19 protein-coding genes are annotated in these 20,373 nt (G+C 73.1%); 8 read left to right on the top strand and 11 right to left on the bottom strand.

Annotation, left to right across the window (positions count from 1 at the left end):
* Position 1: 1 nt before the first annotated feature.
* Positions 2-310, bottom strand: coding sequence for a hypothetical protein (locus AC4H2H_RS01330; protein WP_494369012.1), 309 nt, complete (start codon positions 308-310; stop codon positions 2-4).
* 120 nt (positions 311-430) lie between these two features.
* Positions 431-565, bottom strand: coding sequence for a hypothetical protein (locus tag AC4H2H_RS01335; RefSeq protein WP_494369013.1), 135 nt, complete (start codon positions 563-565; stop codon positions 431-433).
* Positions 566-663: 98 nt separating this feature from the next.
* Here AC4H2H_RS01335 and AC4H2H_RS01340 point away from each other — a divergent pair, with 98 nt between their 5' ends.
* Complete coding sequence (locus AC4H2H_RS01340; protein ID WP_494369014.1) at positions 664-942, top strand: hypothetical protein; 279 nt, start codon at positions 664-666, stop codon at positions 940-942.
* Positions 942-1,289 (top strand): ribbon-helix-helix domain-containing protein, encoded by a 348-nt coding sequence (locus AC4H2H_RS01345; protein ID WP_494369015.1) that lies wholly within the window; start codon positions 942-944, stop codon positions 1,287-1,289. The genes AC4H2H_RS01340 and AC4H2H_RS01345 overlap by 1 nt, the downstream gene beginning before the upstream one ends.
* A 75-nt stretch (positions 1,290-1,364) precedes the next feature.
* Here AC4H2H_RS01345 and AC4H2H_RS01350 read toward each other — a convergent pair whose 3' ends face one another.
* Complete coding sequence (locus tag AC4H2H_RS01350; RefSeq protein WP_494369016.1) at positions 1,365-4,757, bottom strand: CARDB domain-containing protein; 3,393 nt, start codon at positions 4,755-4,757, stop codon at positions 1,365-1,367.
* Positions 4,758-5,171: 414 nt separating this feature from the next.
* Here AC4H2H_RS01350 and AC4H2H_RS01355 point away from each other — a divergent pair, with 414 nt between their 5' ends.
* The 3 genes from AC4H2H_RS01355 (at position 5,172) to gadC (ending at position 7,776) form a co-directional block, all read left to right on the top strand.
* Positions 5,172-5,297, top strand: coding sequence for a hypothetical protein (locus AC4H2H_RS01355; protein ID WP_494369017.1), 126 nt, complete (start codon positions 5,172-5,174; stop codon positions 5,295-5,297).
* On the top strand, positions 5,294-6,154 hold the full coding sequence (locus AC4H2H_RS01360; protein WP_494369018.1) for a hypothetical protein: 861 nt from the start codon (positions 5,294-5,296) through the stop codon (positions 6,152-6,154). Before AC4H2H_RS01355 ends, AC4H2H_RS01360 begins: the two co-directional genes overlap by 4 nt.
* A 98-nt stretch (positions 6,155-6,252) precedes the next feature.
* Entirely contained in the window at positions 6,253-7,776 is a 1,524-nt protein-coding gene (gene gadC, locus AC4H2H_RS01365; protein ID WP_494369019.1) for a glutamine/gamma-aminobutyrate antiporter GadC, read from the top strand.
* Between the two features lie 16 nt (positions 7,777-7,792).
* On the opposite strand, the gene AC4H2H_RS01370 is transcribed toward gadC, so the two are convergent.
* From AC4H2H_RS01370 to AC4H2H_RS01385, 4 genes are read right to left on the bottom strand one after another with little or no spacing between them, the layout of a single operon-like run.
* On the bottom strand, positions 7,793-8,788 hold the full coding sequence (locus tag AC4H2H_RS01370) for a DUF389 domain-containing protein (RefSeq protein WP_494369020.1): 996 nt from the start codon (positions 8,786-8,788) through the stop codon (positions 7,793-7,795).
* Positions 8,789-8,792: 4 nt separating this feature from the next.
* Entirely contained in the window at positions 8,793-10,004 is a 1,212-nt protein-coding gene (locus AC4H2H_RS01375; protein WP_494369021.1) for an alpha/beta hydrolase, read from the bottom strand.
* Between the two features lie 2 nt (positions 10,005-10,006).
* Positions 10,007-13,339, bottom strand: coding sequence for a bifunctional lysylphosphatidylglycerol synthetase/lysine--tRNA ligase LysX (gene lysX, locus AC4H2H_RS01380; protein WP_494369022.1), 3,333 nt, complete (start codon positions 13,337-13,339; stop codon positions 10,007-10,009).
* Complete coding sequence (locus AC4H2H_RS01385) at positions 13,339-14,430, bottom strand: alpha/beta hydrolase (protein ID WP_494369023.1); 1,092 nt, start codon at positions 14,428-14,430, stop codon at positions 13,339-13,341. The genes lysX and AC4H2H_RS01385 overlap by 1 nt, the downstream gene beginning before the upstream one ends.
* A 156-nt stretch (positions 14,431-14,586) precedes the next feature.
* Here AC4H2H_RS01385 and AC4H2H_RS01390 point away from each other — a divergent pair, with 156 nt between their 5' ends.
* Positions 14,587-15,579: an FUSC family protein gene (locus AC4H2H_RS01390; RefSeq protein ID WP_494369024.1), complete on the top strand. Its 993-nt coding sequence runs from the start codon at positions 14,587-14,589 to the stop codon at positions 15,577-15,579.
* Here AC4H2H_RS01390 and AC4H2H_RS01395 read toward each other — a convergent pair.
* From AC4H2H_RS01395 to AC4H2H_RS01405, 3 genes are all read right to left on the bottom strand, one after another.
* Positions 15,558-16,292, bottom strand: a complete 735-nt coding sequence (locus AC4H2H_RS01395; RefSeq protein WP_494369025.1) for a cation efflux transmembrane domain-containing protein — start codon at positions 16,290-16,292, stop codon at positions 15,558-15,560. The two genes, AC4H2H_RS01390 and AC4H2H_RS01395, sit on opposite strands and share 22 nt — an antisense overlap.
* Positions 16,289-16,624, bottom strand: a complete 336-nt coding sequence (locus tag AC4H2H_RS01400; RefSeq protein ID WP_494369026.1) for an ArsR/SmtB family transcription factor — start codon at positions 16,622-16,624, stop codon at positions 16,289-16,291. The genes AC4H2H_RS01395 and AC4H2H_RS01400 overlap by 4 nt, the downstream gene beginning before the upstream one ends.
* A gap of 75 nt (positions 16,625-16,699) precedes the next feature.
* A complete protein-coding gene (locus AC4H2H_RS01405; RefSeq protein ID WP_494369027.1) occupies positions 16,700-17,248 on the bottom strand; it encodes a MarR family winged helix-turn-helix transcriptional regulator in 549 nt (182 codons plus the stop codon).
* A 119-nt stretch (positions 17,249-17,367) separates the two neighbouring features.
* On the opposite strand from AC4H2H_RS01405, the gene AC4H2H_RS01410 reads away from it, so the two are divergent.
* Positions 17,368-17,742, top strand: coding sequence for a DoxX family protein (locus AC4H2H_RS01410; protein WP_494369028.1), 375 nt, complete (start codon positions 17,368-17,370; stop codon positions 17,740-17,742).
* A 36-nt stretch (positions 17,743-17,778) separates the two neighbouring features.
* Here AC4H2H_RS01410 and AC4H2H_RS01415 read toward each other — a convergent pair whose 3' ends face one another.
* Positions 17,779-18,537: a hypothetical protein gene (locus AC4H2H_RS01415; protein ID WP_494369029.1), complete on the bottom strand. Its 759-nt coding sequence runs from the start codon at positions 18,535-18,537 to the stop codon at positions 17,779-17,781.
* Positions 18,538-18,687: 150 nt separating this feature from the next.
* Here AC4H2H_RS01415 and AC4H2H_RS01420 point away from each other — a divergent pair, with 150 nt between their 5' ends.
* Entirely contained in the window at positions 18,688-20,316 is a 1,629-nt protein-coding gene (locus AC4H2H_RS01420; protein ID WP_494369030.1) for an ATP-dependent DNA ligase, read from the top strand.
* Positions 20,317-20,373: the final 57 nt, after the last annotated feature.

Consider the following 20,373-nt stretch of genomic DNA (forward strand, 5'->3'; position numbering starts at 1 on the left):
CTCAGTAGTCGCAGAACACGCTGGCTGAGGCGATCGCGCCGCTGGCCTCGACATACGTCGAGTTCGCGACCTTCACCCCGGAGTAGTACGTGCGCGTGACATACGCCGACGAGTACGCGAACGTCTTGTAGTTGTTGTTGACGTAGTGCACCTGCGACCCCGACGCGCGAGCCTGCGTCGCGACGCTCACCGAGCACGTCTTCGCGCCCAGCGACCGCCCCTCCGCCGCCTGCGCCGGCGTCACAGACATCGCACCGACCAGCGCGATCGCGCCGAGCGTGCCCCCCCACCTGACGAGCATGTTCCTCATGACTACCCCCACATCAGCTGCGACGACACCATGCCGCCTGCGCTGAAAACCCTCCCAACCAGCACGCCGGCCGGCAATCGCTCGACCAAGAATTCCGCTCACGTTCGCTCGGTGTTCTCCTCACTGACCGGCCTCGCCCTCGAAGAGGGTCGCCATGCCCAGGATGAGGACCACGTGGTCGATCCGTCTCGCGAAGAGTGCCGCGGCCCTCGTCGTGCCGGTGGGTGCGTCCAGAGGTGCGACAGTCCAGGTCATGCCCTAATCCTTCCGGACCGGAGTGCCACAGCACGGCACAACTCCAGTCACCGCGATTCGTACTACGCAATTCGCCGTTTATGTAGTACGCTATTGGCGTGGCGATCAGGTGGACGGACAGCGCGGACAAGCACGGCATCGCCCGTGAGGACGCGTTGCACGCGATGCTGAACCACTATCTGGTCGCGGAGGCGTTCGACGAGCCGCGCGTCGAGGGGGCGTCTCGCCCGGACCTGTACATCGGGCCGCCGAGGCAGCTCGGCGGCGATCTGCTCGAGGTGATGGCCGAGCGGGTGCCTCCGCGTGACGTGGTGATCTTCCACGTGATGGTCGCGCGGCCGAAGTTCCTGGCCCTGCTGGACGACGAAGGAGAGTGATGACGATGACAGACAAGCGGTACGACGACCTCGCCGCGTGGGCAGAGTCCGACGCGCCGACGATCCGCCCGGGCGCCGTGGTACGCCGGGGCACGACCGCAAGCCGCGATGCGGTCCGCGCCCTGCTCGATGACGCCGCCGAGGGTGCAGGCGACGTCGCGCTCGTCGAGCGCTCGGCCGGGCGCCCGTCGCTGGACGCGACGCCCGGCGAGTCGCCCATGTGGAAGGTCCGCGCGCCGAAGCAGCTCGACGACCAGGTGCGCGCCGTCGCGGCCGCCGAGGGCCGCTCGGTATCCGAGGTGCTGCGCGCCGCCGCCAGCGAGTACCTGACCCGGCACGCGAGCTGAGGAGCGCTCGAGAACGAGGTTGATGTCGTCATCGCGCGGATGACGACACCAACCTCGTGTTCGGCAGGCCCCCGGTTACTGGCCCGTGAAGACGAACTGCGAGCCGGGCTCCTTGACGACGTCGCCGTCACGCGAGTTCGTGACGGTCACGTTCGACAGGATCGCGTTGCCGCGCGCCCCTCCCATCGCGAGGATGCCGGAGCCGTTGTTCGACCCGTCGATCCGGACGTTCGTGATCTTCACGTCCGGCATGTTTCCGCCGCCGTTCTTGAACTGGATGCCGTCGTACGTGGAGTCGACGATGTCCGTGTCGCGGATGGTGACGCCGACGATGTCGTGCGTCTGCGGGAAGATCGTGATCGCGCCGAACTCCTGGTCCTCGTTCCAGAACGCCCCGCCCGTGCGGTAGAGACCGTTGTTGGCGATGAGCGTCGTCCCCGAGAACGGCAGGGGGTCGTGGTCGGTCGCCAGCATGATGCCGGGGTAGTTCATGGTGTCGTAGATCAGGTTGTTCTCGATCGAGTTGTCGTAGCCGCCGTAGATCGCGATGCCGTTGGCACGCCACGGGAGCTGGATCGTGTTGTTGCGGAACGCGTTGTCGTGCCCGATGTCGACGGCCCGGTCCTTGACGTACGGGTTGGCCCAGACGGCCAGCGCGTCGTCGCCGTTGTTGCGGAACGTCGAGTTCACGACCGTCGAGTTCCGCGTCCCGTTGCTGAAGTTGATGCCGTCCGCGTAGGTGTTGCGGATCCGCATGCCGGAGAACACGAGCCCGTCGCCCGGTCCCCACAGCTCGGGGATGTTGGAGTAGTCGCGCCCGACCCACACGCCGACGTTCGCGTGCTCGATCCACACGTTGGTGATCTTCGTGCCCTGCCCGAACCGGCCGTTGAGGCCGACGCCGCCCTCCTCCTGGGCGTTGTTCCCGCGGATGGTGCCGGAACCGAAGATCGCGATGTCCGAGATCTGGGTGTTGTGGTCGATGTCGAACCCGAAGTTGCCCTCGTGCGGGTGGTTGATGACGCCCGGGGCGAGGTGCGGCTCGAGGGTCGTGTAGAGCTGCGAGTGCCACATGCCGGCGCCGCGGATCGTCACGTCGCGGATGCCCACCTGGTTGTGCATCCCGCGGTTCAGCGGGTCGTCGGTGAGGATCTTCTTCTCCTGGCGCCACTGCCCCGCCGGGATCCACACGCACTCGATGTCACCGTTCTGGTCGGCGGTCACCGCCGCCTGGATGGCGGCCGTGTCCTCGAGCCCGTCGTTCGGGACCGCGCCGTACTCCGTGATCGACGTGCACTGGGCGGGCTTCGCCGCGGGCGGCGCGACCTGCTCGAGCTCGACGAGGTCGATGACGTAGAAGGCGGCGTCGTCACCGGCGTCGCGCTGGAGCGTGAACACCGTCCCCGCGGGGAACGAGCGACCGAGCAGCACGCTCGACTCGTCGAACAGACGACGCGCGTCGGCGCTCGGCGTGTTGCTCAGCGCCTCGGGGCCGTCCACGTTCCCGTAGAGCCACGAGTGCTTCGACGAGAGCGTGAGCTTCTGCACGAACTGGCCGTCCGCGTAGAGGCTGATCGTCTTCTGCTGTCCGCCGCCGGCGGGGGCGTCGGGGATCGAGGCCCGCACGACGATCGAGTTCGTCGGGTTGGTCGAGGTGAACCGGACGTACTGGCCGGTGCTCGTGAGGCGCACGGACTCGCGGCCCGACGACTCGGTCGCGAAGTTGGTGTGCCCGAACGTGCGCAGCGCGTCGGTCTGGAGCAGCGTGCCCGTGTACTGGCCCTCCTCCGCCTCGTAGGTCGTGTACGGGACGGCGGCGCCGCGACCCACCGTCACGGCGAGCGTGCCGGTGTTGTTGCCCTCGTTCGTCTCGGCGACGACGCCGGTCGCGTCGGCCGTCGCGGTCACGGCGGCCCCGCCGTTGGTCGCGGTCCACGAGCCGCTCGGCGTGACGGTGACGGTCGCGCCCGCGGCGACGGCCGGCGTCGTGCCGTTCAGCGTGGCTGACCCGGCGACGACGCGCGTCACCGACCCGGCGGCGACCGGCTGATTGCCGCGGTTGCGCACCTGGACGGAGAACATCACGGCGGCCCCGACGGACGGGTTGGACGGGTTCGAGGCGACCGAGACGACCTCGAGGTCCGGACCGGGCGCCTCGCCCACGACGAGCTTCGCCGTGGCCGTGAACGCGTTGTCGGCCTCGTTCTGCTCGGCCACGGTGTTCGCCGGGTCGACGACCGCGCCCACGGTGTACTCGCCCGCAGGACGCGTGCCCGCGGCGACCGGCACCTGGGCGCTCGCGCCCGGCTGCAGCGCGCCGACGGCGGCCGAGCCTGCGGTCGTGCCGCCCACCTTCGCGTCGAGCGTCGTCGCGGACGACGCCCGGTCGCCCGTGTTCTTCACGGTCGCCGTGAGCGTCACGGCCGTCGTGGCCGTGGGCGCCGCCGGGGACGCCGTCACCGCGGTGACGGTGAGGTTGGGGTTCGGAGCGGGTGCCCCGTAGACCTCGAGCTCGGCGACCTGGCCGTTGCCCGCGCCGGTGTTTCCGGTGAAGCGCAGGCGCACGTCGGTGACGGTCCCGCTCAGGGGCACGTCGACGAGGTTGCCGCTGCCGGGCGCGAAGGCGTACGCGGCGGATGCCTTGAGCTCCTGCCACGCGCCCGTCCCCGTGCGGCCCCAGACGGAGAACGTCTGCGTGCGCGCGCCCCACGCGGCGTCGGGGTTGACGCGCACCCGCGCGCTGCTGAGCTGGGTCGGAGCCGCGAGAGTCACGTCGAGGGTCGAGGGGTACTGCCCGCCCGCGCCCTCCCAGTAGGTCCCGGTCTGGCCGTCCACGGCGTTCGCCGCGCCGAACTGCCACTCGGTCGACGACGCGGTCGCCGGGCGGGACTTCGCGTAGTTGGTGCCGGTCGGGTCGGTCGGCGGGTCGGTGGGGTCGGTCGGGCCACCCTCGGTCGGCGTGCCCCACACCTGCAGCTCGGACACCTGGCCGTTGCCCGCGCCGGTGTTGGCGGAGAACGCGAGGCGGACCTCGTCCACCTCGGTGTCGAGCGGGATCTCAACCTTGTTGCCGGTCGCGGGGTCGAAGCGGTACGCCGCCGACGCCTTGAGCGTGCGGAACGACGACTCGCCGTCGGAGCGGCCGAGCACGCTGAACGTCTGCGTGCGCGTCGACCACGCCGCCGGGGGCGGCAGCGTGACGACGACGCGCTCCAGGTCGGCCTCCGCACCGAGGTCGACCGTGAGGTTCGACGGGTACTGCCCGCCCGTGCCCTCCCAGTACGAGCTCGCGTTCCCGTCGTTGGCGTTGCCCGCGACGTAGCTCTGCGTCGTCGACGACGCGGCGATCGGCTTGCCGACCGCCAGGTTCGTGGCGTCCGCGGCGTGCGCGACGGCGACCACGCCGAGCGGCGCGACGAGCGCCAGGGCGGCGCCCGTCACGACCGTGTACTTCCAGGGGGTTCTCATGAACGTCCTCGTTCTCCCGCCGGGGCGGGCTCGTCCACCCGCGGGCAGCGGTGCCCGACGGCGGGCGCGACCGTGCTGGTGCCGCGCCCGCCGTCACGGGTGGGTCGGGTCAGGTCCGTCTGCGCCACGACACGGCCCGTCAGGGATGGTCACCGGCCGAACCGCGGACGCCATTCGAGAGTTGCAGGGGGTGCACTGCTTTGTGCTGGTCGACTGTCAACTTCTTGCGTCGTGCAGTACAGACGTTACGAGGCGGACATCCCAGGCGTCAAGGCCGCGCGAGGAGCCCGTTCGTCGCGACGACGTCATCCGGTGCTCGTACCGGAGGTGTCGTCGCGCAACGGGACACTCCGGGGACCGTGAACGACGGCGCCGCCGGGTGCGGCGGGCGGCGGCGTCCCCGATGATCGGACGGTGGACCCGACACCCGAGGTGAGAGCCGCTGTCGTCGTGATGCGGGAGGTGCTCGCCGGCGTCGGAGGCGTCACCGAGATCCCGGTGATCGGCCGGTTCCTGCGCGGCGTGGGGGCAGCGTCATGATCCTGTCGGTCGCCGCGGCCGTCGCCGCCGCCGTCGCCTACGCGGTGGCCACGATCATGCAGGCGGTCGCGACGCGGCGCACGCACGGCATGGCCGCGGTGCGCCACCCGCTCGTCATCGGCGGGCTCGCGCTCGACGGCGTCGCATTCGGCCTGTCCCTGCTCGCCCTGGACCACCTGCCGCTGTTCGTCGTCCAGGCGATCATCGCGTCCTCGCTCGTCGGAGTCGTGATCCTCGCCCGTGTGGTGCTGCACGCGACGCTGCGGCCCACCGACCTCGCCTCGATCGCGGTGGTCGTCGTCGCGCTCGTCGTGCTCGCCCTCTCGGCCGGGGAGCAGCCCGCGGCCGAGCCGCCCGCCGGATTCGCGACCTGGACGATCGTGGCGGGCGCGGTACTGGTGGTCGCCTTCCTGCTCGCCTACCGCCGCGGGCACCCGATCCTCCTCGCGCTCGTCGGCGGGCTCGGCTACTCCGTCGCGGCGATCGCCGCGCGCGGGGCGCACGCCTCCGGCGACATCCTCGACACCGTCCTGCAGCCGCTCACGATCGCGATCGTCCTCGCCGGCGCGGCCGGCGTCCTGGGGTACCTCCGTGCCTTGGAGAAGGGCAACATCGGATCCGTCGCCGCCACCGTCTCCGTGGTCGAGGTCCTCGTCCCGGGCGCGGTAGGGCTCCTCGTCCTCGGCGACGTCGTGCGCGACGGCTGGGCGGTCCCGGCCGTCCTCGCCACGGTCCTCGCCGTCGCGGGCTGCGTCGTCCTCGCGACCAGCCCAGCCAACGCCGCCGCCGAGGAGCCGACGACCGACGACCAGGGCCGACCGCCGCAGGGACAGGTGGCTTCTTCGAACCAGACGTAGCGCGGGTCCTCGATGGTGCGCCCCGTCGGCTCGCCGGGTTCGCTGGGCGCGGCTAGCGTCTCCCTGGGGCCGCTCGTGCCCGGGCAAGGGGACGGGACATGGCACAGCAGGGCGCGCGGGCTTCCACCGCGACGATCACCGTCGGCTCGCTCGTCATGCTCAACGTGGCGGCGGTGGTGAGCCTTCGAGGGCTGCCCGCGGAGGCCGAGTACGGACTGGCGTCGGCCTTCTACTACCTGGTCGCCGCCGTCTTCTTCCTCGCCCCGGTCGCCATCGTCGCGGCCGAGCTCGCGTCTGCGTGGCCCGAGGAGGGCGGCATGTTCCGCTGGGTGGGCGAGGCGTTCGGGAGCCGGTGGGGATTCCTCGCGATCGCCATGGTGTTCATCGAAGGGTGCATCTGGTTCCCGACCGTGCTGACGTTCGCCGCGGTGACCCTCGCGTACACCGGCCCAGACATCGAGCTCGACCAGCAGATCGCGGACAACCGCTTCTTCGTTCTCGCGGTCGTGCTCGCCGTGTTCTGGGCCGCGACCTTCATCGCGCTGCGCGGTGCGTCGGCGTTCGCCCGTACTGCGCGCTGGGGCGGGATCGTCGGGACGCTCGTGCCCGCCGCGCTGCTCGTCGGGCTCGGAGCGGCGTACCTGATCAGCGGAGAGACGCCGGAGACCACGCTCTCCTGGGGCGCGTTCGTCCCCGATCTGACGCAGCTCGACAACATCGTGCTCGCCGCCGGGATCTTCTTGTTCTACGCCGGCATCGAGGTCAACGCGGTGCACGTGCGGTCGATCCGGCGGCCCGAGCGGACCTACCCGGTGGCCATCCTCGTCGCGGCGCTCGTCACGGTCGTCGTCCTGACGCTCGGCACCCTCACGATCGCCGTCGTCGTCCCGCAACAGGACATCAGCCTCACGACGAGCCTGCTCCAGGCCTTCGACGAGCTGCTGGCGTGGGCCGGCATCTCGTGGGCGGGGCCCGTCGTCGCCGGGATGCTCGCGGTCGGCGTCCTCGCCGGTGTCACGACGTGGGTCGCGGGCCCAGCCACGGGCCTGCACTCGGTCGCCCGGGCCGGGTTCCTGCCGCGCTGGTTCCACCGGACGAACCAGCACGGCATGGCGACGAACATCCTGCTCGTGCAGGCCGTCGTCGTCACGGTCCTGTCGGTGATGTTCGTCGTCATGCCGTCGGTGCAGTCGGCCTACCAGCTCCTCAGCCAGCTCACCGTGATCCTCTACCTCGTGGCGTACCTGCTCATGTTCGCCGCCGTCGTCGCCCTGCGACGCTCGCAGCCCGACCGGCCCCGGCCCTACCGGGTGCCCGGCGGCCGCGTCGGGGTATGGGTCGTCGGCGGCGTCGGGTTCGTCGCCTCGCTCCTCGCGCTCGTCACGAGCTACGCGCCCCCGGGTCAGGTCGCCGTCGGCAGCCCGGTGACGTACGTCGTGCTGCTCGTGGTGCTCTCGGTCGTGTTCGTCGCGCTCCCGGCGCTCGTCTACCGCGCGCGCAAGGAGACCTGGCGCGACGCCACCTCGACGTTCGCACCGTTCACGTGGCAGGACCCGAGGCAGCAGCCCGACGGCGGGCCCGACCTCGTGGCCCGCGACGAGGACGTGCTGCCCGACCGCTGACGGCGTCGTCCTCCGGTCAGCGTGAGGAGCCTTCCGCGCCCCCTTGGCCCCCCGTGCGTGCGCGCCACCGGTCGGTGACACGACGCCTCCTGGCCGAGAACCGCCCCCAGAGGTACTGCTGCAGCAGCAGCGTGAGCCAGCCCGCCAGCGCCATGCCCGCGAGGTTGACGACGAGCTGCACCGCGCTGCCCCACACCTCGGACCACACGCCGAGCGCCACGGCCAGCGCGATGTTCCCGGCCGCGGGGATCGTCGTCACCGAGATGAACACTCCGGTCAGACCGCCGAGCCGGGCAGAGGTGAGCGACAGGACTCCCGCCGCGCCCGCGACGAGCGCGACGACGAACGACCACTCGTCCGGAGCGTAGACGAAGGCCGTCGCGGGCCGCGGCGCCGTGAGGTCGTCGACGGTGACCCACCCGAACGCCCGGCACACCAGCCACACGAGGCTCGACAGCGCGACGGCGACGGCGAACCCGACGACGAGCGCGACGGCCGCGCGTCGCAGCAGACGCCAGCGCCTGCGAACGAGCCCGACGCCCAGCGCGGCGACGGCCCCGAACTCGGGCCCGAGCACCATGGCACCGATGACGAGGATCTGGGAGTCCTGCAGGAGGGCGATGCCCGCGATGAACGTCGCGAGGACCATGAAGCTGAGGAAGGTCCAGTTGAGCTCGGTGTCGTCGTAGGACCGCAGCACGACCTGGGGCCAGACCACCGAGTCGGCGCCGCTGCCCGGCGTGACCTCCTCGGCCTCGCGTCCGGCGCGCGACATCCACGTGTCGACCCCGCCGACGTGGATGGTGCCGCGCAGGTGCACCTCGAGGTGCAGGAGCTCGTCGACGATCTCGTTCATCGCCTCGCGCGCGACGTCGGCCGTGACGACGTCGCCCTGCGGCCGGACACCGGCGCCGTGGAGCACCGTGAGGGCCGAGACCGCCGGGTGCGGCTCGAGCAGAGTCGTCACCTGCGGCGTGAGGTCCGCGGGAAGGTGGATGCGCAGGTGCAGCACGGCCTCAGCCTTCCACCGGTGCTGCCGCGTCCATCTGCTCCTGGGCGAAGACGAGCGCGTACGGGAGCGCCTTGGCGGCCATCGACCACGTGTGGCTCTCGCCGGGCTCCTCGCGGAGCTCGACCGTCTGCCCCTGGTCCTGGAGGTAGCCGGCCATCTGCCGCACCGCACGACGGCTGTCCTCGGGCGCGTCGGCGCCCGAGTCGAGGAACGTGGGCATCGACTGCGTGAAGGCCATCGTCGGCAGGTAGGTCAGGGGCGTGTTGGCGTCGATCTGCGCCTGGGTGGAGAGCATCGTCGCCGCCGGGCCGGCGCCCGGTTCGCCGTAGGGCTCGATCCCGAGGATCGTGCCGTAGACGTCGAGGTTGCGCAGGCCCACGTTGAGCGCGCAGAAGCCGCCCGAGGACATCCCGCCGATGATGCGGTGCGCGCGGTCCGTCAGTGTCGGGTAGGTGGCGTCGATCGTGTCGACGACGGTCGTCGTGAGGTAGGTCTCGACCTGCTCGCCGCCCTTCGTGGAGTCGAGGCACTCGGTGTCCAGCCCGCCCGGGCCGGTGCCGTTCACCGTGGGCGCGACGACGATCATCGGGTCGACGAGGTCGGCCTCGAGGAGCACGTCCATCGTGTGCGCGACGCGACCGGCCGCGAACCAGCTGCTCGGCTCGTTCGGGGAGCCGTGGACGAGGTAGACGACCGGGTACCGGGTGGTCGCGTCGGGGTCGAACCCCGGCGGGAGGTAGACCCAGGCGGGTGCGTCGTCCATCTGCTCCTCGGCGGTGCCGGGCACGGCCAGCGTGCGGACGGTGCCGCGTTCGCTGCGCACCGCCACCGGCCCCGACACGTCGTCGAGCCCGAGGCTCACCAGCAGCACCCGGGCCGCGTCCCACGTCGGGACGTAGCCGACGTACGCGTTGGCCCCGACCGCCGCGCCGAGCACCAGGGCGAGCACGCCGCCGACCGTGAGCGCGGCCGTCGCGAACCGGGACCGCAGGCGACGACGCCCGGTGGCGCCGCTCGCCCGCCGCTGCCGGCGCGCGCGGCGCGCACGGCGGACCCGGACGACGACCCCCGCGAGCGCGGCGATCCCGAGCACACCGAGCGCCACCGCGAACGGGACGCTCATGAGCAGCCCGTCCTGCCCGGCCCCGAGCCGCCGCAGGACGTCCGCGGGCAGCGCCGGGTCGGAGTCCGGCACCGGGAGGCTCGCCGCACGCACGCTCAGGACCGTCGCTGCGGCTTCACGAACGGGAAGGCCAGTGTCTCGCGGATCGAGGCGCCGATGATCATCATGTAGATCCGGTCGACCCCGAGCCCGAGGCCTCCCGTCGGCGGCATGGCGAACTCGAGCGCCGCGAGGAACTCCTCGTCGATCTCCATCGCCTCCGGGTCGCCGGCCGCGGCCAGGAGCGACTGCTGCGTGAACCGCTCGCGCTGGTCGACCGGGTCGATGAGCTCGGAGTAGGCGGTGCCGAGCTCGGCGCCGAACGCGACGAGGTCCCAGCGCTCCGCGAGCCGCGGGTCGCGGCGGTGGACCCGCGTGAGCGGCGACGTCTCGACCGGGAAGTCGGTGTAGAACGTCGGCTCGACCGTCTGCCCCTCCACGAGCCGGTCGTACATCTCGTTGACGACGGCGCCGTGCGTCTCGTCCTCGCCGACCTCGATCCCGAACCGCGCGCACAGGGCGTGCAGCTCGTGCTCGGGCGTGTCCGGGGTGACCTCGGCCCCCACGGCCCGGGAGACGGCGTCGTGCACCGTGACGACGGGCCACTCGCCGTCGAGCCGCACCACGCTCCCGTCCGGGCGCTTGGAGACGGCGTCGCCGTGCACGGCGACCGCGGCGGCGACGACGAGCTCGCGCGTGAGGTGGCGCATCGTCGTGTAGTCGCCGAAGGCCTGGTACGCCTCGAGGGACGTGAACTCCGGGTTGTGCGTCGCGTCCGCGCCCTCGTTGCGGAAGTTGCGCCCGAGCTCGAACACGCGCTCGACCCCGCCGATCGCGAGCTGCTTGAGGAACAGCTCGGGCGCGATCCGCAGGTAGAGGTCCATGTCGTACGCGTTGATGTGGGTGCGGAACGGTCGCGCGTTCGCGCCGCCGTGGACGCGCTGCAGGATCGGCGTCTCGACCTCCATGAACCCGCGCCGGACGAGCTCGGACCGGAGCGTGTGCACCGCGACCGAGCGGCGGCGCAGGGTGACGGACGCGGTCGTGTCGAGCGCGAGGTCGACGTGCCGCAGGCGCATGCGCGCCTCGGGGTCGGCGAGACCGCGGAACTTGTCCGGCGGCGCCTTGAGCGACTTGGACGCCATGACCCACGAGCCGGCGTGCACCGACAGCTCGCCGGTCCGGCTGCGCGCGACCGTCCCCGTGACGCTCACGTGGTCGGCCAGGTCGACGACGCGACGCCACAGCGCGACGTCGGCCGCGCCGTCGGCCGTCAGCATGACCTGACGCTCCTCGTTCTCCTCGCGCAGCACGGCGAAGCACACCCCGCCCAGGTCGCGCAGCCGCACGACCCGGCCCGCGACCGACACGGACGTGCCGAGCAGGTCCGGGCCGAGGTCGGGCAGCCGGTGCGTGCGCGGGACCTCCACCGGGTAGGCGGGCATCCCCGCCTCGGCCAGCACCGCGAGCTTGGCGCGTCGCGCCCGCTCCTGGTCGGTCAGACGTCGCGTGGGCACGTCGAGCGCGAGCAGCTCCTCCTCCTGCGCGCGCACGGTCGCCCCGAGCGCGGCGTCCTCCGCCACCGACGCGGCGCCTGCAGCCCGGGAAGAACGGAACAGCGGGACGAACCCCTCGGCCTGACCCGCCGCGAGCGTCACCGACGTGAGCTGGGCGGGCGCCCCGTAGCACAGGTAGCGGGTGCGCCAGCGCGGCTCGTACTTCTGGTTCGAGCGGTAGAGCTGGTCGAGCTGCCACCAGCGTGACGCCACGAGGATGAGCCGCCGCAGGAACCGCTGGAACGCGCTCGCCGCGACCGACTCGCCCTGCTCGATGAGGCCGCGGAACATCGCGAAGTTCAGCGACACCCGGTCGACCGCCATGCCGGCGCCCTCGCTCGCGAGGGTCGAGATCATCAGCTCGGTCACGCCCGGCGCGGCATCCGGCGAGCGGCGCATGTAGTCCAGCGACACCCCTTTGCGCCCCCAGGGCACGAAGGTGAGGAGCCCGCGGACCTCGCCGTCGCCGTCGTGCGCGGTGACGACGAGGACGCGTGGGTCGCGCGGGCTGCCGAGCCGCTCGAGCGCCATGGAGAAGCCGCGCTCGTCCTCGCCGTGGCGCCAGGTGTCCGCGGCGCGCGCGAGCGCGGCGAGCTCGTCCGGGGGGATCTCGCGCTGGCGACGCATCCGGACGGTGTACCCCTCTCGCTGGGGCCGCGCGACGGCGTGGCGGACGGCGCGCATGCTCGGCGCGGCCAGGTCGAACTCGCGTGTCTCGACGATCGCCTCGTCGCCCATCGTGAGCACCGCGAGGCCCGCGTCACGGTAGGCGCGCGCCCCCTTCTCGCTCGCGGACACCACTCCGGGCGCCCATCCGTGCCGGCGCGCGTGGGCGAGGGCGCGTGCGATCGCGTCCGGCCACGACGCCGGGTCGCCCAGAGGATCGCCGGCGGCGAGCAGCACACCGCTCACGACGCGGTACGACACCGCGGCGCGCCCGTCGGCCGAGAAGATCGCGTCCCGGTCGTCGCGCGTCGCGAAGTACTCGAGGGAGTCGTCGCTCGGGTGCTCGAGGAGGAGACGACGGATCGCGAGCTCCTCCGAAGGATCGCGCGCGGCGTCGCGGGGCCCGGTGCGCAGGAACACGAGGACCGCGAGCAGGAGCGCGGCGCCTGCGACGAGGCCACCGACGAGCGCGAGCCAGCCCGGCGCACCGCCGTCGATCGCGAACGGCTCCACGTGGGGCGACAGCCCGAGCGAGACGCTCAGCGCCCAGCCCACGCGCTCGGTCTGGGAGTCCAGGGTCGAGGGGACCACCTGCAGGAGCGCGGTGACGATCCCGACGGCGAGAGCCACCCCGAGCACGACGACGAGCCCGGCGGCCCACCAGGCACCGCGCGCGATACGCGCCGGGAACGCGCGCCGCGCCGCGACCAGCACGACCACGAGCACGAGGCCGACAGCAGCCCCCGCGTAGGTGGCCCACGTCACGTCCTCGAGGACTCCCGCCTCCGGCGCGGCCTGGTCGACCACGACCGCGAGGAGCATGACGAGCACGGACGGGAGCTGCCACGCGAGGATCACGAACCACAACGCGGCACGACGACGGCGCAGGAAGCCGCTCGCCACCAGCCCCACCACGATCGCCGAGAACAGCGAGGGGTACGAGGGGATGTTGGTGATCGAGAGGACCTCGGCGACGGGCCGCTCGGCGTGCCGCGCGAGAGGCCGGAACACCAGGCCGAGCAGCAGCCAGACCGCGTAGACCTGCAGGACCCGCCCGCCCCACCGCGCGACGGCCTCCGCCCAGGGGGGCGCCGGCCGCGGCTCCTCCACAGGCGCACGTACCGGTGTGCCTCGTCGCGTGTCGGGCGTCAGCTCCGTCTGCGTCATCAGGTGTTCCCTTCCCCCCAGCCGAGCTGGTCGACCACCCACGTCAGCCCGTCGGGGAACATGGCCGTGGCGCCGTCCCAGTTGTGCGGCTCCGTGAACTCCTCGACGGTGCTGGGCTGTCCTGCGGCGGTGAGCGCATCCGAGATCCGGTTCGCCCAGGAGGGGTCGTCACCGCTCGGGACGCCGAGGTAGACGGGAAGCGTCTCGGTGAACGTCGTGCGCGGGATGGCCTCGAGCGGCGAGTTCTCGGCGAGCGCGCCCGGATCGGAGTGAAGCTCCTCGGCCTCGGGCTCGAGGTAGGGCATGAGCGAGACGATCCCGTCGAACCGGTCCTGGTGCCGGATCCCGACCATCAGCGACCCCAGCCCGCCCGCGCTCATGCCGCCGAGGATGCGGTGGTCGCGGTCGGGCTCGGTCCGCAGGTGCTCGTCGGCCCATGGGACGACGTCGTCCGTCAGGAACGTCTCTCGCTGCGGTCCGGGCGCGGGGTAGTCGATCGGCTCGTCGGTCGGGCCGAGGTCCATGTCGGGCGACACGACGATGACCGGCGGGATCTCGCCCCGCGCGACGAGCTCGTCGACGATCGCGTCGGCCTGCCCCGCCGAGAACCAGTCTGCGCCGCTCCCCGGCGAGCCGTGCAGCAGATAGACCACGGGATAGCGACGGTCCGTGTCCTGGCTGTACCCGGGCGGGACGTACACCCAGCTCGCCGAGTCCGGGACGCCCTGGCTCGTGGACGGGATCGTGACAGCCCAGGCGACGCCGGCCTCGGGTGTCGTCGGCTGCGGCGGTTCTGCCTGCTCGCCTGCGGCCACGGTGGGGGGCGGGCCTCCCGCCACCTGACCCGTGAGCGTACCGATGCCCTGCAGGTCGGTGACGTAGCCGATCCACGCTCCCACCGCGAGGGCAGCGGTCACGAGGCCGACGAACGTCACGAACGCGCCCCCGACGATCGTGAGCAGTGCCCGCGGATGGCCGCCTCGGCGCCGCCGCCGGACTGCTCGGACGAGCAGCAGGGCGAGCAGGACCGTCAGCACCGCTCCCGCCACGACGATCGCCCAGATCTGCCACGAGTCTCCGGCCGCCGTCACCCGGCCAGGCTACGGCCGAGCGAGGACGGCGGCATCGCGAACCTGCGCAGCAGCTCGGGGCAGACGCCCCGGCCCCGCCGACCTTCGGGGCCGAGCACGGCTCGGCAGGAACCGCTCCACGTCGTCGACGCGACCCGCCTCGGGTAGAAAGCCTGCATGGCCCCGCACCCCCCGTCCGTCGCATGGTCGTGGTCGCGCCTCCTCCTCGGTGTCGCGTACGCGGCACCCGCGGCGGTCGTCGCGCTGGCCGTGGACCCCGCGCTCGGGCTCGTCGTCGCCGTCGGAGTGCTCCCGGCAGCCGCCGTCCCCCTGCGCGGACCACGGCGACGGCGCGCGCTCGTCGTCCTCGTGGGTGCGGTCGCCGGGTTCTCGCTGCTGCTCGGCTCGGTCGTGGGCAGGACGCCGGTGCTCGCGGTCGTCACGATCCTCGCGCTGTGCGTGGCCGTCGCGACGGCGACCGCCGTCCCGGAGCGGCGGCTCGCCCCGCTCGCGCTCGGCCTCGGTGTCCCCCTCGTGGGCGCGGGGCTGTCTCTCGACGGCCCGGCCGTCGGCGCCCAGGCGGCGATCCTGCTGCTCGCCGGCTCCGTCTACGCGTGGCTCGTCTCGCTCGCCTGGCCGGTGACGCCGTCGGTCCCGCGTCCTCGGCGCCCACCGCCCACCCGTGCGGCGGCGGCGCTCTACGGCCTGCAGATCGGGCTCGCGGGCGGCGTCGCTGCCGCCGTCGGGTTCTTGCTCGGCATCGACCACCCGGGATGGGGTCCGACGGCGGCCCTCCTGGTGAGCAGGCCGCGCTGGGAGACTCTGCGCTCGCGCGGCGCGGGCAGGTCGGTGGCGGTGCTCGGGGGCGCTCTGCTCGCGTGCGCGGTCGCCGCGGTGGATCCTCCGGCGAGCGTGCTCGCGGCGGTCGCCGTCGTCGCGATCGGCGGCGCGGCCGCGACCGCCGGGAGTCGCTGGTACGTGCTGCCGTTCTTCTCGACGCTGCTCGTGCTGTCGCTGCTGCTCGTCCACGACGACGAGCCGTCGGCCCACTGGTTCGTCGAGCGGGTCGGCGAGACGCTCGGCGGGGTCGCGCTCGCGCTCGCCTTCGCGTGGGCGGTCCCGCGCCTCGCGGCCCGGTTCTCAGGGCGTCAGCAGCACGAGCACGGCTGATCCCCGCCCGCCGTCGGCTCCGGCGTGGTGGTCGCCGGCGTCGCCGCCGCCGCGCTCGTCAGCGTCGCCGTGGGGGCGCAGCACGCGTCGCCGCGCCACGCCTCGACCCCTTCTTTCACCGCGACGGCGGCGATGACGAGCGCGGCGAGCGGGTCCGCCCACGTCCAGCCCAGGGTCGAGTTGAGCACCAGCCCGACGAGCAGCACCGCGGACAGGTACGTGCAGAGCAGCGTCTGCTTCGAGTCCGCGACGGCGGACGCGGAGCCGAGCTCGCGGCCCGTGCGGCGCTCGAACCACGAGAGGAACGGCATGACCGCGAGGCTCACCGCCGCGAGCACGATGCCGACCGGGGAGTGCTCGGGCTCGGCCGCGCCGAGCAGCGTGCGGACGGCGTCGACGGTGACGAACAGCGCGAGGCCGAAGAACGAGACCGCGATGAGCCGCATCGCGGCGCGCTCGCGCCGGTGCGGGTCGGGTGCGGCGAACTGCCACGCGACAGCGGCGGCGGACAAGACCTCGACGACCGAGTCGAGCCCGAACCCGACGAGCGCCGCCGACGACGCGATGCGCCCCGCCGTGATCGCGACGACTGCCTCCACGACGTTGTAGGAGATCGTCGCGGCGACGATCCACCGCACGCGCCGCTCGAGCACGGCACGCCGCGCGTCGGGCAGCGCGGGACGGGGGCGGGGGCCGAGAGAGATCGATGTCATGAGCAGGTGCACCCCTCGGGCGCGCAGCACGTCGGGTCGACGGCGACGACGAGCTGCAGCAGGTCCGCGAGCGCCGGCGCGAGGTGCGGGTCCGCGAGCCGGTACCAGGTGCGGCGCCCGTCGGGGATCGACTCCACGAGCCCGCAGCCGCGCAGGCACGCGAGCTGGTTCGACATGACCTGCCGGGAGACGCCGAGGGCGTCAGCGAGGTCGGACGGATAGGCCGGTGCCTCGCGCAGCGCGAGCAGGATCCGCGTGCGCGTCTCGTCGGAGAGCGCGTGACCGAGCCGCGCGAGCGCGGCGGTGTGCGTGAGGGTGACGGTCTCGACCATACGACAGACAGTACACGCGCCGATGTATTCAGGGAACGCTGTAGCGACTGACCGAGCAGCGTCCAGGAGCGGCGCTCAGCGCGGCGGCCGCTCGTCGCCCACGCACGACTCGGCGGAGGCATCGCAGACCCCGCCCGCATCGACCTCGTCGACCTGGTCGACGACCCGCTCGTCCACGAGCCGCGCGGCCCGGAGCAAGCCTGCGCGCAGCTCGTCCGCCGCCTCGTCCGGCAGGCCGGCCAGCACGCGCCGCTCGGCGGCCGCGACGCGTTCGCGTGCGGTCGCGAGGACCGTCTGCCCCGCGGCCGTCACGTCCACGTGGCGCGCTCGGCGGTCGACCGGGTCGGGCGTGCGGCGCACGAGGTCGGCGCGCTCGAGACCGTCGACGAGGTAGGTGAGAGCCGTCCGGTCGAGGCGCAGGCGCGCGGCGATCTCCGCCTGGTTCGAGCAGGTCCCGTCCGCCGCGACGGAGAGCACGAGGTAGCCGCGCGGCCCGCCGGGCACGTCGGAGAGCGCCGCCCCGACATGCGTGGCGTGCGCGCGCAGGAGCGTCACGAGGGCCCAGCCGAGATCCGCGGGCGATCGCGGCGGTGCGGAGAGGGAGACCGACGAGAGCTCTGCCACGACGTCGAGCGTAGTCGCCTTCGGCGACGATGTAGTGTTCCTCCTTGATGATCTGTCTCTCAGATCATCTTGGAGTCTCATCACTACGCGTCGGCTCGCTGCCGACCGGACGGAGCATCGTGAACCTCGCCCTCTGGATCGTCACCGGTCTGCTCGCTGTCGCCTACCTCGGCGCCGGCCTGCTCAAGGCCACGCAGTCGCGCGAGAAGCTGCGGGAGAACATGCCGTGGGTCGACGACTTCTCCGCCGGCACCGTGCGGTTCATCGGGATCACGCAGCTCCTCGGCGCTCTCGGCCTCGTCCTGCCCTGGGCGACGGGGATCGCGCCCCTCCTCACGCCGGTTGCAGCGACGGGGCTCGTCGTGACGCAGGTGCTCGCCATCGGCGTGCACGTGCGCCGCGGCGAGACGGGCGGGCGCCTCGGGATCAACGTGGTTCTCCTGCTCCTCGCCCTGTTCGTCGCGGTCGGCCGGTTCGCCGGGTGGGGCGCCTGACGACGGTCACGTCGTCCGTTCCTGAGCGGTGACGCGCTACGCCTCGGCGTGGCGCGTCACCACGCGACGGAACAGCACGATGAGCGACGCCACGAGCACCCACGCGGGGAAGACGAGGATGAGCGCCGGCGCCGACGTGAGCCCGAGCAGGAGCACCGCCGCGACCACGTAGCCCAGGACCGCGAACCACCGCGGGACGAGGTTCACCCGCAGCCCGCGCGCCGTCGTCGACAGGACGAACATGGCCGCCACGCGCAAGGCGTAGATCATGAGCACCGTGCTGGTGCCGTCCGCCAGGCCGTGCGCCGCGAGCACGTCCTCGGGGAACTCGCCCGTGAGCCGCACTGTCGCGAGCGCCGTCGTCGCCAGGCCGGACGCCACGAGCGCGAGCCCGGCGAAGAGGATCCCCGAGGCGAGCTGGACCGTCGAGAGCAACGGGTCCTCGCGCGTCGCCAGCCGGCTGATCCGCCGTCGGGTCGCGGCGAGGAACCAGATGAAGCACAGCATGGCGATCGGGATCACGTAGTACCCGACGACCAGCAGCGTCGTCCCGCCCGAGCCCGCGTAGTACTCGAGGAGGCGGTCGGCGTCCGCCTCTGCCCGTGGCCGCCCGTCCAGGATGAGGATGCTCGCACCGAACGCCAGGGCGAAGACGACCCCCGTCACGGCCGCACCCGTTCCCTGCAGCCGCGGCCACCGCGGTGCAGCGGGACGGCCGCCCCCCTCGCCCGTCGTGCCCTGGGCGTGCCGCGGCGCGACTCCGTGCGCAGGAGCGCCTTCGTCGTCCTCGTCCACGTCGCCCTCCCCTGTCGACCCGGTCCCATCGTGGCGCGGGCACGGAGGTCGTGCGAGCGGGATGACCACGGTGTTCGGCGAACGAGCCCGGGTTCGGCACGGGCGGCGGCTCGGCGCGCGACGCGTGGGCGGTCCGCGCCAGGATGGAGCATGCTGCTCGCCGAGGTCGCCACCACGTCCGACGCCGTCGCCGCCACCCGCTCCCGGCTCGCCAAGCGCGCCGCGATCGCCGACCTGCTGCGCCGCGTCGCCGACGAGTCCCGCGAGCGCGACGAGCCCGGCGAGGTCGAGATCGCCGTCGCCTACCTCGCGGGCGAGCTGCGCCAGCGCCGCACCGGGCTCGGCTGGCGCTCGCTGCGGGACCTGCCCGCCCCGGCGGACGAGCCGAGCCTCACGCTCACGGCCGTCGACGCCGCGTTCGCGCGCATGGCCGACCTCTCCGGGCCGGGATCGGCCACGGCGCGCCAGGCCGAGGCCGCCGCCCTGTTCGGCGCCGCGACGGCCCGGGAGCAGTCGCTCCTCGCCGGCCTCGTGTCGGGCGAGCTCCGCCAGGGCGCGCTCGACTCGGTCGTCGTCGACGCCGTGGCCGAGGCGACCGGCGTCCCCGCGGACGCGGTGCGCCGCGCCGTCATGCTCGCGGGCGCGACCGGGCCGGTCGCCCGCACCGCACTCACGGCGGCGAGCCCGGCCGCCGCCGAGGACGCCCTCGCCGGGTTCGCGCTCACCGTCGGCCGGCCCGTGCGCCCGATGCTCGCGCAGTCCGCGCCCGACGTCGCCGCCGCGTTCGAGAAGCTCGGCGCCGCACCGCCCGCGGAAGGTGCCGACGACGCCGGGGGCGGGCGGCCGCCGTCGGGCACCGCCGTGGCGGTGGACGTGAAGCTCGACGGCATCCGCGTCCAGGTGCACCGCGACGGGGACGACGTGCGTGTCTTCACCCGGTCGCTCGACGACATCACGGAACGCGTCCCGGAGATCGTCGCCGCGGTGCGCGCGCTGCCCGCGCGGACGCTCGTCCTCGACGGTGAGGCGCTCGTCGTCGGGTCCGACGGCGTCCCGCGCCCCTTCCAGGAGACCGCCGCCCGCTCGGCGACCCAGGGCGAGCGCAGCGCGGCCGAGGAGGTCGAGCTCGCGGAGTCGCTCGAGCTGTCGCCGTTCTTCTTCGACGTCCTGCACGTCGACGGCCGCGACCTGCTCGACGAACCGCTGCGCGAGCGGCTCGCCGTGCTCGACGAGGTGGCGGGACCGCACGCCGTCCGGCGCCTCGTCACCGCCGACCCCGACGCCGCGTCCGCGTTCTTCGAGGGGGCCGTCGCCGAGGGCCAGGAGGGCGTCGTCGTGAAGTCGCTCGACACCCCCTACGCCGCGGGCCGCCGCGGCGCCGGGTGGATCAAGGTCAAGCCGCGCCACACGCTCGACCTCGTGGTCCTCGCCGTCGAGCAGGGCTCCGGGCGGCGCCGCGGGTGGCTGTCGAACATCTGGCTCGGCGCGCGCGACCCCGACGGCGGGTTCGTCATGCTCGGCAAGACGTTCAAGGGCATGACCGACGAGATGCTGGAGTGGCAGACCCGCCGCTTCCGCGAGCTGGAGACGTCGGACGACGGGTACGTCGTGCACGTGCGCCCCGAGCAGGTCGTCGAGATCGCGTTCGACGGGCTGCAGCGCTCCACCCGCTATCCCGGCGGCCTCGCGCTCCGGTTCGCCCGCGTCCTGCGCTACCGCGACGACAAGACCGCCGCCGAGGCGGACACGATCGACATGGTCCGAGCGCTCGGGCGATGACCGCTCGCCGTCGCACAGCCGACAGCCCCGCGGGATGCTGCGGTACGCCGCGTCCCG

It is taken from the genome of Cellulosimicrobium sp. BMG9.22 (assembly GCF_059159975.1).